Here is a 12372-nt window from a genome sequence, read left to right as displayed (position 1 = left end):
CGGTGGCCCTCCTCGGCGCCGCCCTCGCGGTGGTGGCGGTCGCCCTCGGTGCGGCCATGCAGCGGGTCACCGGGCTCGGCTTCGCGCTGGTCGCGGCGCCGTTCCTCGTCATCATCCTCGGTCCGTTCACCGGTGTCGTGCTGGCGAACCTGCTCTCCGCCGCGATCAACCTCGTCGTGCTGGCCTCGACCTTCCGGGCCCTGCACCGCAGGCTGGCCGTGGAGATGATCGTCGGCGTCGTGGCCGCCGTCCCCCTCGGCGCCTGGGTGGTGGCGTCCCTGCCGGGCCCGCTGCTGCTCATCGGCGTCGGCTCGATCACGGCGATCTCCGTCGCCTGGGTCGCCCGGGGCAACCCGCTGCGGTTTCTCCGCAGCCGGGGCGGGCCGGTGTTGTCGGGCTTCACCTCGGGGTTCTTCAACACCACCGCGGGCACCGGCGGGCCACCCCTGGCCGTCTACGCGGTGAGCACCGACTGGGGCCAGCGCAGCTTCGTGCCGACCGTGCAGATCGTCGGCCTGGTCACCAACGTGCTGTCGCTGGCGGCCAAGGGCACGCCGGCGCTGTCCTGGCCCCTGCTGCTGGCCTGCGGCGTGGCGATGACGGTCGGCATCGCCGCAGGCCAGGTCCTGTGCCGCTGGCTGCCGGAGGAGCGGGCCCGGCGGTCGGTCATCGGCCTGGCGCTGATCGGCAGCATCATCGCCGTCGGAAAGGGAGTGACCGCTCTGTGGTAGCCGACATCGGCGACGACGCCTCCTCGCGGACGGACCGGCGACGCCGGTGGCCCGGTCGGGTCTTCGACACCGGCGTCGACCCCGACCCCCGGTTCAGCCTCGCCAACGAGCGGACGTTCCTGGCCTGGATCCGTACGTCGCTGGCGCTCTTCGCGGCCGGGATCGCCCTGGAGGCGCTGGCCCTGCCCATCGCGCCCGGGCTGCGCCGGGCTGCGGCCGTCGTCCTGATCGCGCTCGGCGCCGCGGCACCGGTGCAGGCGTGGATCGGTTGGCTGCGCACGGAGGCGGCGCTGCGCCTCGGCCGGAGCCTGCCGCCACCCGCGCTGGCGATGCCGCTCGGCCTGGGCCTGGTCGCGGCGGCCGGACTGATCCTGATCGGCCTCGTCCGGTGAGCCGCGCCGCCGCGCCCGGTACGTGGACCGGTCGGCGTCGACAGGGCCCCCCGTGACACCGCCGCCCCTGGACGGCGACCCCGGCCTGCAACTCGAGCGGACCATGCTGGCCTGGCGGCGCACCGCGGCGGCGTTCCTGGTGGCCGGTGCCGTCGGCGCGCGCCTGCTCACCCCGCTGCTCGGCGGCTGGGCCTACCCGGCCGTGGCCGCACCGGCGCTCTGCGCGGGCGCGCTCGCCCTCGCGAGGTGCGTCCCATCGCGCCGCACCACTGGGCGGCGGCCGGCCACGACGGCGCGCGGGAAGCCGATGCCACCGGGGCCGACGGTCGTCACCCCGGGGGCGGGCTGGATGGCCGGCGTCGCGGCCCTGACCTGCCTCCTCGGCCTCGCCGCGGCGGCGACCGTGCTGACCGCCACGACGCCGCCGTCGACCCCGTGACCTCGCGAACTGCGGCGACGTTCGGAGCCGCGGTCGTCATCGGCGTCGGCCGGGTCGCTGCGGGGACCGTGGCGGCGACCGCAGGAAAACTGCCGTAGATCATTCTTTCCGGGTAGTTATTTACATTGATCAACGGCATGCCTACGATCTCGGTACTGCGCGCGCATCGAAGGTGTTCTATCCCCAGCTCCCCAAGGATGGACCGTGCGATCATTCAGATCCCTCGTCACGCTCGTGGCCGCCCTCGCCACGGCGCTGACCGCCACACTCTTCGTCGCCTCACCCGCCCAGGCGGCCCCCAACTTCAAGGCGCCGTACCCCTGCGGCCAGCGGTGGACGTACAGCCACCACAGCGCTGAGGTGCGCCTGGCCCTCGACTTCGTCCGTGCGGACGGCGGCGTCACCGCCGGCACGCCGGTGCTCGCCTCGGCACCCGGCACCGCGACCCGCCACTACCAGTCCAGCGGCGCCGGCAACTACATCGTCATCGACCACGGTGGCGGCTGGAAGACCTACTACTTCCACCTCGCCGCGTACTCCGTCGCCAGCGGCGCGTGGGTGAACACGGGACAGCAGATCGGCACCACCGGCAGCACGGGCAACTCCTCCGGCGCGCACATCCACTACGAGCAGCTCTACAACGGCGTCGGTCAGACCATCAGGATCAACGGGGTCTCCCTCGCGGCGTACCCCGGCTCGTACCACCAGAAGTACCTGACCAGCGACAACGGCTGCGGTGGCGGTACCGCCTTCTGGACCTGGGGCTCGGGCGTGCGGGTGCGCGCCGACGCGTACCTCTCCTCCGCGACCGTGACCAGCCTGGCCGGCCCCACCCTCGTCCACGTGTTGTGCCAGAAGCAGGGTGACTGGGTCTCCGCCGAGGGCTACACGAACAACTGGTGGGCCCGGCTGCGGGACCAGAACGGCTACATCACAAACATCTTCATTGACCACCCGGCGTCACAACTACCTGGCGTCCCCATCTGCTAGTCGCACTGCCCGGAGAGGTTGATGGAGGTCGTGTGACGACACGACGTAGACAGACGTGATGACGAAGGCCTCCGGTTGCGGAGTGGAGCTGTTAGGAACCGCTCCGGCAACCAGGAGGCCTTCGTTTCGCACGCTGACGCCGCGTCAGCGGGGGACCAGGAGCAGCAGGCTGCGACCACGCAGCAGATAGCCGGTGCCCTGGCCGCCGATCAGCGTCTCCGACCCGGGCGCGACCTGGTTGGCGCCCTCCGCCCAGGTGGCGGTGTCGGCGACCCGGTACCAGTGCTTCCCGGCTCCCGGGGACGGGAAGTTCAACTTCACATCCCCGGACCAGCCGTTGTAGCCGACGTAGATCGCCGATGCCGGGTCGCCGAACTCGGTGCCGTCGATCCGCCAGCCGAGCGCGTGGTTGCCAGCGATTCGGGTGGCGGCGGACGAGTGGACCCGGAACGTGATCCGCGACCCGGCGGTGTCGTACCGGGCGCCGAGGACGCGGGTGTCGATGCCGGCGACGGCCGGCGCGGGCGCGGTGATCAGGGGCGCGGCGACGGTGGCCAGCGCGCGGCGGAGAGCAGGGCGGCGAGGATGGCTCGGGCACGCGAGGCTTGCGGTGCGGACATGGTCTTCTCCGGACGGGGCGCGGAACCGACGTGACGTGGTGGAACGGGTCGGACGATGCGAGGTGGGGCGATCCCGGCCGCTCTACCGGTATGACATCCGGGGGTTTGGAAAGTCCTGCAAGATTTACGAGAAGGTAACAGTCGATTCAAAGATCGCAAATCGGTCGACGACTGTCGATGGGATTCGGGTGCCGGCGAGCATGCGAATGCGACGTCTTCACGGCATCGGCCAGGATGTGACCGGCGGTCAGCCCGGCGCGGATCATGACCGCCGGCCCTGGTTCGGCGCGATGCCCGATCGCCCCGGTCGCACCTCCCCGTCTACGGGGGGCGTGAAAGCGGTAGGCTGTCGAAGCGGGTAGGTGGCGGCCGATGACGCGCCCCCACCACCCGCCTTCTTCCCGGCTGCAGCTGCCAGTGAATCTGTTGTGCGCTGCCCTGTGACATCCTGGAGTACGTTTTGGCAGATATGACGCCGCCCGCCCTGAATCCCTTCGGATCAGAGAGCGACCGGGACACTGACCGCGAACCTGGGCAGGCGGTGGACGTGAGCGCGGACGCGATGACCCGCATGCGGACCCCGTTCGTCTCCCGGGACACCGACCGCGGCACCGCTGACGAGACCGGCCGACACTAGGGCGCGTCGCAAGGTCCGGGCTGGTGGCCGTGGTGCGCGGATGACGAGCGTTCGGGTCAGCCTGGGGCGAGGAGGCAGAACTCGTTGCCTTCGGGGTCGGCGAGGACCGTCCACGGGACGTCGTTCTGGCCCAGGTCGACGGCGGTGGCGCCGAAGCCCGCAGCCTGGCCGCCTCGGCCTCCGGGTCGTCACCCGGGTACGGGCGGACGCCGAGGTGGACGCGGTTCCACCCGGTCCTGACGTCGGGTGTGCGAATGAACCGCAGATATGGGCCGACGCCCCTGGCGGAGCGCAGTACCGCGTCATGGTCGGTCACCTCGTGCAGGGCCCAGTCCGTGGCCTTGCCCCAGAAGCGAGCCATGGCTCGCGGATCCGCGCAGTCGACCACTACCGCGGCGATCGGTCCGGTGTCCCGGTAGAGCGGTCGGGGGTCCGGCACGCAGAACTCGTTGCCCTCCGGGTCCGGCCATGACCGTCCATGGCACGTCGCCTTGGCCCAGATCGGCGGGTGTTGCGCCGAGATCCTTCGAGCGCCGAGCGCGTGACCACCTCCGCCTGATGGGCCGCCGAGGTGGTGGCGAGGTCGACGTGCACGCGGTTCTTCACCGTCTTGGGTTCCGGGGAGGCGACGAGGTCGAGGCAGGCGGCGACGGGGTCGGGGTAGACGAAGCCCTCGGGTTCGAGGTTGGTCACGCCGGGTCCCTCGCTGGAGACTTCCCGACCGAGCGCCTCCGCCTTATCTGACCGTTAAGTAACGGTCGAACTGGTGCGTCAGGTGGGCTGGACTGGGCAGACTGGAGCGATGCCCGCCGCCGACCCGCCCGCCCGCCGCCGTCGTACCCAGACACTCGTCGCGGTGGTCGCCGCGCTCGCCGTGGCGGTCGCCCTCGGCGCCTGGTCGCTGCGGGACCGGGTCGCCGGTCTCCCCGGCCTGTCGGAGCGGGGCGCCGTGACCGCCTCCGGTGCCGCCCCGGCGGATCGCGCCCCCGCCTGCGCCGGTCGACCGGCCCGAGCACCCCGCGAGTTGCGGGGCATGTGGATCACGACGGTGAACAACATCGACTGGCCGAGCCGACGGGGGTTGCCGGCCGAGACGGTGCGGGCGGAGTTCCGGGGCTGGCTGGACCTGGCGGTGCGGCACAACCACAACGCGGTCTTCGTGCACGTGCGGCCGAGCGGGGACGCGCTCTGGCCGTCGGCGTACGCGCCGTGGTCGGAGTGGCTGACCGGGCGCCGCGACGGCCGCGACCCGGGCTGGGACCCGATGGAGTTCATGGTCGCCGAGGCGCACGCCCGCAACCTGGAGTTCCACGCCTGGTTCAACCCGTACCGGGGCGGGCAGCCGGCCACGGTGGGCGGGCCCGGCCCGAGGCTGGACCGGCTCGCGCCGACGCACCCGCTGCGGCGGCACCGCGACTGGGTGGTGACCTATCCCAGCGCCGACCGGCCCGGCAGCCGCCTCTACTTCAACCCCGGCATCCCCGAGGCACGCACGTTCGTCGAGGACTCGATGCTGGAGGCGGTCCGGCGGTACGACGTCGACGGGGTGCACTTCGACGACTTCTTCTACCCGTACCCGGAGGCCGGGCAGGACTTCCCGGACGACGCGACGTTCGCCCGGTACGGCCGGGGGTTCGCGGACAAGCACGCCTGGCGCCGGGACAACGTGAACACGCTGGTCCGCGAGATGAGCGAGCGGATCAAGGCGATCAAGCCCTGGGTGAAGTTCGGCATCAGCCCGTTCGGCATCTGGCGCAACAAGCGCACCGACCCGGCCGGCTCGGCGACCGCCGGGTTGCAGAGCTACGACGACATCTACGCCGACACCCGACTCTGGGTACGGCGGCAGTGGCTGGACTACGTCGTGCCGCAGCTGTACTGGCACATCGGGTTCGACAAGGCCGACTACGCCAAGCTGCTGCCGTGGTGGACGGCCACGGTGCGGGGCACCCGGGTCCAGCTTTACATCGGCCAAGCCGACTACCGGGTGGGCGAGCGCGGCGCCTGGCGTGACCCGGCCGAGCTGGACCGCCAGCTCGCCCTCAACCGCCGCTACGGCGCGAGCGGGAGCGTGCACTTCAGCGCCAGGCAGGTGCGCACCGACAAGCTCGGCGCGGTCAGCCGGTACAGCGGGGCCCACTACGCCGGGCCGGCGCTGGTGCCCGCGATGGCGCAGCTGCCGGCGGCGCCGCCGGCCGCCCCCACGGTCACCGGCGCGCGGCGTGCCGGTGTCGGCGAGGTGACGCTGAGCTGGCGCGGGGACGGCGCCGCGAGCTTCGCCGTCTACCGTGTCGACGGCGACACGGCCCGGCTCGTCGGCACCGCCCGGGGCGCCGGCTGGGTCGACCGCACTGCCCCGGCCGACCGTCCACTGTCCTACTGCGTCTCCGGCCTGGACCGCAGCGGCAACGAGGGCCGCCTCAGCGCACCGATGGCCGTCGACACCCGATAGGAGCGAGCGGTCAACGGGCGAGGTCGACACGCTCACCGGGTCGCAGGCGGCGGATGTCGGCGCCCAGGCGGTCGGCCTCGCTCCGCAGTACGCCGTCGAGCACCCGCAGGCCCCAGTCGTTGAGGAGGCCGTCGTGGATGGCGTAGGCGCGCCGGGGTGCCGTCCGGCGTAGGTGGCCGATCAGGTCGGGGACGGTCATCCACGGCGCCTGGCCGGGCACGAGCAGCGTGGGCACGTCCACGACGGTCAGCGCGTCACCCGGGATGCAAGACCTCCTCGTCGATCAGGAAGCCGACGTTGTCCACGGGCGGGACGTCGGGGTGGCTGGGGTGGTGTTTCTCCCCGACCACCCGTACCCGGAAGCCCGCCGCGTGCAGCACGTCGCCCTCGCGGACCACGCGGACCCGATCCTCCAGGCCCGTCAGGTGCCGGGCGACACCCGGACAGGTGTAGACGGCCAGAGCGGGATGAACACGGTAGGCGACGCGGCGCGCCGGAGGGGTCGCCCCGGTTGCGGCGACGTCCGGTCGCGCCGGTTACCCTGCGGCGGTGGTGGTCGGCGAGGACGGGGAGCGGCTGGCGGCGTCGCTGGCCGACCGGCTCGACGCGGTCACCTTCACCGACCTGACCACGGACCAGGTCACCGCCCGGCTGATCGACGCGGTGGTCGACTGGGCGGAGGAGCGGGGCTGGCGGGTCTACCGGCGGGCGTCCAGCGTGCTGCCGCTGCCGCCGCCGATGTCCGCGCAGCAGTCGGTGCTCGACGTGGCCTGTGCCCGCCCGGACGGGCCGCCGGTCGTCGTCGAGGTCGATCACGGTACGCGCCGCCGTACCTGGGAGAAGCTGCTCGCCGAGGCCGACGCGGGGCGGGTCCCGCTCTGGGTGCGCTGGGGCGCCGGCCGGTTCACCGCGCCGCCTGCGCCGATCCTGATGGTGACCTGCGAGGTGAGCGGGCGGCCGGACCCGACCGGCCGGGGTCGCGTGCACAGTCGTTCGCCGCGAGCCGACAAGCTGCCGCCGGCGCATTCGGCCGTACGGGTCGCGACGGTGGACGCCGTCGAGTTGCCGCTGCCGCCACCCGGGTCACCCGGGGCCTGAGCCGCGCGGGCACGGCCGCCGCGCGCCTCGCGGGGACCGCCTCGGTACGTAGGCGCAGTCGACGGCAGCAGGTGGCGGTCGACGGTGCGACGCCTCGACCCGGGGCCCGGTGACCGGCTCTCCTTCCCGCCCCGCCCCGGCGACGCTCAGCGCTGCGACAGCCGGTCGATCTCCGCGAGCATCCGCTCCACCTGCGGACGCGCCTGGGCCCGCAGCTCGTCGCTCCAGCTCTCCTCGGAGTAGCGGCGGTTGAGGTACAGCTCCCGGGCGTGCGCCAGCACGGGTCGGTGCTCCCTCGGTAGCCGGGCCAGGGCCCAGTCGGCGGCGACGTCCTTCGACCGGATCTCGCCCGTCGCGAGCGTGCTCCAGATGCGGGCGAAGGTCAGCACGACGTTGCGGGTGTCGCCGTCCAGGTCGTCGAGCAGGCCGGGGATGCCCGCCACGCACGCCCGGACCAGGTCCGCGTGCGGTACGGGGTCCAGGACCTGCGCCGGCGGCGGGCCGGTGAGGGGCTGGTCGCCGGCCAGCACCATCGTGATCAGCAGGGCCAGGTCCGGCATCGGCTCCGGGCGCGGGACGGCACCGGCCTCGAACTCGGCGCGCAGCCACTCGCCGTACAGGAAGTCGCCGGTCGGCGGAAACCGCCACGGGCGGACCTCGGACTGGACGACCACGGTGAGTTCGACCGGACGGGCCCCGGCGGGAGAGCCGGAGATCGCGAGCAGCCCGTCGAGGAGTGACCTTCGTTCCTGATCGTCCATCCGCCGCCGGGAGACGACGAGGACGTCCAGGTCGCTGGCCGGCCTGAGGCCGCCGAGCACGCAGGACCCGTGCAGGTAGGCGCCGACGGTCTCGCCACCCAGCACGTCGCCGACCAGCCTCACGACCTGCCGAACCTGATCCATGGCCGCCAGTCTCGGCCGTCGGGGCGGGGCAGCGCAGCCGGATATAGGTTTTGCGATCATGGGTACGTCGACCCGCCCGAGAGGAAGTGATCCGTGGTGGCAGGCGTCCCCGCCGATCCGAACGTCCTGCATCCGATGCCCGAGCAGCCGCGGGTGGTGCTGTTGAAGCCCCTGGTCACCTCGCCGCTCATCGAGGTCGGCGAGTTCTCCTACTACGACGACCCGGACGATCCGACCGCCTTCGAGACCCGCAACGTGCTGTACCACTACGGGCCGGAGAAGCTGGTCATCGGGAAGTTCTGCGCACTCGGCGAGGGCGTGCGGTTCATCATGAACGGCGCCAACCACCGTCTGGACGGCCCCTCGACGTTCCCCTTCCCGATCATGGGTGGCTCCTGGGCCGAGCACTTCGACCTCATCACTGGCCTGCCCGGACGGGGTGACACCGTCGTGGGCAACGACGTCTGGTTCGGATACCGCGCCATGGTGATGCCCGGCGTCCGCATCGGCCACGGGGCGATCGTCGCTTCCGGTGCCGTCGTCGTCGACGACGTCCCCGACTACGGCGTCGTCGGCGGCAACCCGGCCAGGCTCATCCGCCGCCGGTACAGTGACGAGGACGTCGTCCGCCTGCTGGCGCTGGCCTGGTGGGACTGGCCGCTCCCGCACCTCACCGAGCACGTCCGCACGATCATGTCCGGCAGCGTCGACGCCCTGGAGGCTGTGGCGCCGCGCCCGCGGCGGCCCGGGTCCTCCGACTCCTGACGGCGCCACGGTCGCGCACCACACCCACCTGCCGCGCGCCGAGGCCGGCGTCGAAGGCCTCGCCCACCGCACCGACCTCGGGTAGGGGCCGGGAGCCTGGACCGGGCTGGGTGCGGATACTCAGCGTCGGATCGGTGCGACAGCTCAGGCGTCCCCGGCCGGATGCGCCGAGGATTCTGACATGGCCGAGACGCTGCACCGATACGCTGATCCGTCCTTTCTCGCGTCACCACGCCTGACGGCCGGCGAACGCTGGCGACGGGCACGTCTGACGGCCTTCGGCCGGGTTCTCGGGGCGGCGGTGCGGCTCGCCGGTCGCCACCCCGCCTCGTGGCGGTGGTCGGCCCGGCGGCACCACCCGGCACTGGACCTGCTCGCGGCGGCGAACGCGCGTGCGGGTTGCGCGCTCGCCGCGCTGGACGTCCCGGCGTACCGCTCCTTCCTGCGCGCCCGGCCGGCCGGGGTCCGTCGCCGGCTGCGGGACTTCCCGGAGACCGACAAGGTGAGCTACGTCGTTCCCTTCGACGCCGCCCGGCGCTGCCGGGGCGGACGACTGCCGGCCCGGGGCGTGGTGGTCGACGAGTCGGCCGGGTCGTCGGGCCGGCCCTTCAACTGGCCGCGCGGCGAGCGGGAACTGCGCGCGGTGCACCGCGACATCGTCGGCTACACCAGCCTGGTCTTCCCGATGCGTCGCCCGTTCGTCATCAACGCCTACTCGATGGGCGCCTGGGCGACCGGGACGACGACCGGCGCCGCGATGGCCCGGATCGCGGTGGTCAAGAACACCGGCCCGGACCTCGGCAAGATCGTCGACACGATTCGCGAGTTCGGCCCGGACTTCGACTACCTGGTGACCGCGTACCCGCCGTTCCTGAAGCACCTGCGCGACCGGCTCGACGCCGACGGCTTCGACTGGTCGCGCCACCGCATCTTCGCCAGCTGCGGGGGAGAGGGGATGACCGAGGCGCTGCGCGCCTACCTGGAGGAGCGGTTCCTGAAGGTCCGGTCGGCGTACGGCGCCTCGGACCTGACCATCGGGATCGGCGCGGAGACCCGGTTCACCGTGTGGCTGCGGCGCCGCCTGCGCACCGACCCCGAGCTGCGGGCGGCGCTGCTCGGCGTCGACGAGCAGCGGCTGCCGATGGTGTTCCAGTACAACCCGTTGGCCACCTACCTGGAGACCAACGAGCGCCGGGAACTGCTCTGCACCATCACCGGCCCCGACGTCCTGCAGCCGCGGCTGCGGTACAACGTCGGCGACGAGGCGCTGCTCGTCGGGTACCGACGGATCCTCGACCAGGTCCGCGGCGACCCGCAGCGCTGGGCCGAGTGCCGCGCGGCGCTGGCCAGCGAGCGGATGACCCTGCCGGTGCTGCTGCTGTTCGGCCGGCGCGACTCGACGGTGTCGTACCTGGGCGCCAACCTCTATCCGCAGGACGTGGAGTACGGCCTCTACGCCGGCAACCCGTACGCCGCCGAGATCAGCCGGTTCTGCCTGGCGCTGGCCGAGGACACCGCGCTGGAGACCCGGCCCGTGGTGCACCTCGAACTGCGCCGCCCGCTGCCCGACTCGGACCGCGAGGCTCTCGCCGGTGCCTGCCGCAGCGGCGTACGCCGGCACCTGGCGGCCGTCTCCCGCGACTTCGCGCAGTCGCTGACCGAGGACCCGACCGCCGGTGACCTCCGAATCGAGCTGCACGAACCGGGCGCCGGCCCGTTCGCCGGCCAGCAGAAGATCAAGAACGTCTACCTGAAGGGCTGAGAGATGCGTACCCGTGACTTCTCCCGCGCCCCCGCACGGGCCCAGGCCGGCGCCATGTTCTTCGGCGCCACCCGCTACAGCGGGCCGCTGGCGATCCTGCGGCTCCTCCCGGCCTGGCTGCGGATGGTCCGCGACATGCGCCGCATGTCCGGATACCGCTGGCACCGGGTGTACTGGGAGTTCCCGTTCACCCTCGGCACCGTCGCGTTCTTCGCCGACCGCGACGCCCTGCTGCGCTTCGCCCGGTCCCGGCACCACCGCAAGCTGATGGTCTGGCTCACCGACGGCAACCGCAACGCGAGCGCGGGCTTCATCCGGCTCTTCACGGCCGAACCCGACGGCTACTCCAACGGGCTGTGGCGGGCCGAGTCCCCGGAGATGGGGCACATCGCGACGTTCACGCCGCTGGGATCGGAGACGGTGGGACCGGCGGTGCGGCGATGACCGCCCCGCGCGCTCTGGAACGCATCGTCGACCGGCGCGGCCTGCGCGAGTTCCTGGCGCTCACCGACCGGGTGTACGCCGGCGAGCCGCGCTTCGTGCCGCCGTCGCGCCAGCAGGTGCGGCGGTGGTGGCGCGACGGCGTGCCGATGTACGTGCTCCGCGACGGCGCGGGTGCCGTCGTGGCCCGGACCACGCTGCACACCGACGCCGCCCTCGACGCCCGACTCGGCCGCCGGTGCCAGCTCTTCGGGCTCACCGAGTTCACCAACGCGGCGGCGCGCCCGCTGTTCGACGCGATCGGCGCCGCCGCCCGCGCCGCCGGCGACCGGGACGCGCTCTTCGGGCCGGTGGCGTTGCTGCCCAACCAGTCGGGCGGGGTCATCACCTCCGGATACGCCGACCGGGGCTTCATCGACAGCGCGTGGAACCCGCCCCGGTACGTGACCGCGTACGAGTCGTCCGGGTTCCGCCGGCGGTTCGAGTCGGACACCTGGATCTGCCCGGTCACCGCCGGAGACGAGGTCCCGCCCGACGCCGACGTCCCGCCCGACGCCGACGTCCCGCCCGGCGCCGACGTCCCGCCCGGCGCCGACGAGGACGGCGCGGAGCTGAGGGTGCACCGGGGCGACGTCCGCCGGCTCGCCGACCAGCTCGAACTGCTGCGCGGGATGCTGAACGCGTCCTTCGCCCAGCTCGGCTACTACACCCAGATCTCCGCCGCGCAGCTGCGCCGGCAGACCGACGGGCTCGCGTACCTGCTGGACGAGTCGCTGCTGCTCTACCTGACCAGGGCCGGGCGGCCCGTGGCGTTCGTGCTGTGCGTACCGGACATCAGCGAGTTCGTGGTCCGGGTCCGGGGCGACCTCCACGCGGTCAACCAGCTCCGGCTGCTGGCGGTCCGCCGCCGGTACCGGCGGGAGGCGGTGCTGATCGTCAAGGGCGTGCTGCCCGAGCACCAGGGGCGCGGGTACCAACGGCTGCTCTCCGCCGCGCTGCGCCGCAACCTGTACACCGGCGGGTACACCACGCTGCGCAGCACCTACGTCGGCCGGGACAACCCGGCCTCGGCCGCGCAGTACCGCGCGATGGGCGGCCGGCCGCTGCACGGCTACACCTTCTACGAGAAGGCGCTGTAGA

13 protein-coding genes and 2 pseudogenes are annotated in these 12372 nt (G+C 72.8%); 10 read left to right on the top strand and 5 right to left on the bottom strand.

Going from position 1 to position 12372, the window contains the following annotated elements; translation table 11 throughout:
- Positions 1-2: 2 nt before the first annotated feature.
- The 4 genes and pseudogenes from DER29_RS19025 to DER29_RS35465 form a co-directional block, all read left to right on the top strand.
- Positions 3-731, top strand: coding sequence for a sulfite exporter TauE/SafE family protein (locus tag DER29_RS19025; protein ID WP_121398553.1), 729 nt, complete (start codon positions 3-5; stop codon positions 729-731).
- Positions 725-1123, top strand: coding sequence for a YidH family protein (locus DER29_RS19020; RefSeq protein WP_233599930.1), 399 nt, complete (start codon positions 725-727; stop codon positions 1121-1123). Before DER29_RS19025 ends, DER29_RS19020 begins: the two co-directional genes overlap by 7 nt.
- A 52-nt stretch (positions 1124-1175) precedes the next feature.
- Positions 1176-1562: a DUF202 domain-containing protein gene (locus tag DER29_RS19015; RefSeq protein ID WP_233599928.1), complete on the top strand. Its 387-nt coding sequence runs from the start codon at positions 1176-1178 to the stop codon at positions 1560-1562.
- Between the two features lie 255 nt (positions 1563-1817).
- Positions 1818-2432: pseudogene (locus DER29_RS35465) on the top strand (M23 family metallopeptidase); the annotation flags it as partial.
- 264 nt (positions 2433-2696) lie between these two features.
- Here the strand turns inward: DER29_RS35465 and DER29_RS36310 are convergent.
- Entirely contained in the window at positions 2697-3008 is a 312-nt protein-coding gene (locus tag DER29_RS36310; RefSeq protein ID WP_370040318.1) for a hypothetical protein, read from the bottom strand.
- A gap of 857 nt (positions 3009-3865) precedes the next feature.
- Positions 3866-4544: pseudogene (locus DER29_RS36305) on the bottom strand (VOC family protein); the annotation flags it as partial.
- Between the two features lie 67 nt (positions 4545-4611).
- Between DER29_RS36305 and DER29_RS19000 the strand changes: the two are divergent.
- Positions 4612-6261 (top strand): glycoside hydrolase family 10 protein, encoded by a 1650-nt coding sequence (locus DER29_RS19000; RefSeq protein ID WP_121398551.1) that lies wholly within the window; start codon positions 4612-4614, stop codon positions 6259-6261.
- Between the two features lie 10 nt (positions 6262-6271).
- Here DER29_RS19000 and DER29_RS34655 read toward each other — a convergent pair whose 3' ends face one another.
- Positions 6272-6496, bottom strand: coding sequence for a hypothetical protein (locus DER29_RS34655; RefSeq protein WP_199729356.1), 225 nt, complete (start codon positions 6494-6496; stop codon positions 6272-6274).
- A 19-nt stretch (positions 6497-6515) separates the two neighbouring features.
- Complete coding sequence (locus DER29_RS34650) at positions 6516-6659, bottom strand: hypothetical protein (RefSeq protein ID WP_199729355.1); 144 nt, start codon at positions 6657-6659, stop codon at positions 6516-6518.
- A gap of 151 nt (positions 6660-6810) precedes the next feature.
- Between DER29_RS34650 and DER29_RS18990 the strand changes: the two genes are divergently transcribed.
- Positions 6811-7359, top strand: coding sequence for a hypothetical protein (locus DER29_RS18990; RefSeq protein WP_121398550.1), 549 nt, complete (start codon positions 6811-6813; stop codon positions 7357-7359).
- 146 nt (positions 7360-7505) lie between these two features.
- Here DER29_RS18990 and DER29_RS18985 read toward each other — a convergent pair whose 3' ends face one another.
- Positions 7506-8264: an aminoglycoside adenylyltransferase family protein gene (locus DER29_RS18985; protein ID WP_121398549.1), complete on the bottom strand. Its 759-nt coding sequence runs from the start codon at positions 8262-8264 to the stop codon at positions 7506-7508.
- A gap of 135 nt (positions 8265-8399) precedes the next feature.
- Between DER29_RS18985 and DER29_RS18980 the strand changes: the two genes are divergently transcribed.
- The 4 genes from DER29_RS18980 to DER29_RS18965 all read left to right on the top strand — a co-directional run bounded on the left by DER29_RS18980 (position 8400) and on the right by DER29_RS18965 (position 12371).
- Positions 8400-9029: a CatB-related O-acetyltransferase gene (locus DER29_RS18980; RefSeq protein WP_199729475.1), complete on the top strand. Its 630-nt coding sequence runs from the start codon at positions 8400-8402 to the stop codon at positions 9027-9029.
- Between the two features lie 181 nt (positions 9030-9210).
- Positions 9211-10791: a phenylacetate--CoA ligase family protein gene (locus DER29_RS18975; RefSeq protein ID WP_121398548.1), complete on the top strand. Its 1581-nt coding sequence runs from the start codon at positions 9211-9213 to the stop codon at positions 10789-10791.
- A 3-nt stretch (positions 10792-10794) separates the two neighbouring features.
- Complete coding sequence (locus DER29_RS18970; protein WP_121398547.1) at positions 10795-11235, top strand: DUF4188 domain-containing protein; 441 nt, start codon at positions 10795-10797, stop codon at positions 11233-11235.
- A complete protein-coding gene (locus tag DER29_RS18965; protein WP_121398546.1) occupies positions 11232-12371 on the top strand; it encodes a GNAT family N-acetyltransferase in 1140 nt (379 codons plus the stop codon). The genes DER29_RS18970 and DER29_RS18965 overlap by 4 nt, the downstream gene beginning before the upstream one ends.
- Position 12372 lies beyond the last annotated feature (1 nt).

The sequence above is a fragment of the Micromonospora sp. M71_S20 genome (assembly GCF_003664255.1).
Lineage (GTDB): Bacteria > Actinomycetota > Actinomycetes > Mycobacteriales > Micromonosporaceae > Micromonospora.
This window is presented reverse-complemented; position numbering and strand designations above follow the sequence as displayed.

Excerpts from the sequence above, each read along its gene's own strand:
- DER29_RS18970 (WP_121398547.1), top strand. The coding sequence starts at position 10,795 with ATGCGTACCCGTGACTTCTCCCGCGCCCCCGCACGGGCCCAGGCCGGC.
- DER29_RS19000 (WP_121398551.1), top strand. The coding sequence starts at position 4,612 with ATGCCCGCCGCCGACCCGCCCGCCCGCCGCCGTCGTACCCAGACACTC.
- DER29_RS18985 (WP_121398549.1), bottom strand. The coding sequence starts at position 8,264 with ATGGATCAGGTTCGGCAGGTCGTGAGGCTGGTCGGCGACGTGCTGGGT.
- DER29_RS18975 (WP_121398548.1), top strand. The coding sequence starts at position 9,211 with ATGGCCGAGACGCTGCACCGATACGCTGATCCGTCCTTTCTCGCGTCA.
- DER29_RS18965 (WP_121398546.1), top strand. The coding sequence starts at position 11,232 with ATGACCGCCCCGCGCGCTCTGGAACGCATCGTCGACCGGCGCGGCCTG.
- DER29_RS18980 (WP_199729475.1), top strand. The coding sequence starts at position 8,400 with ATGCCCGAGCAGCCGCGGGTGGTGCTGTTGAAGCCCCTGGTCACCTCG.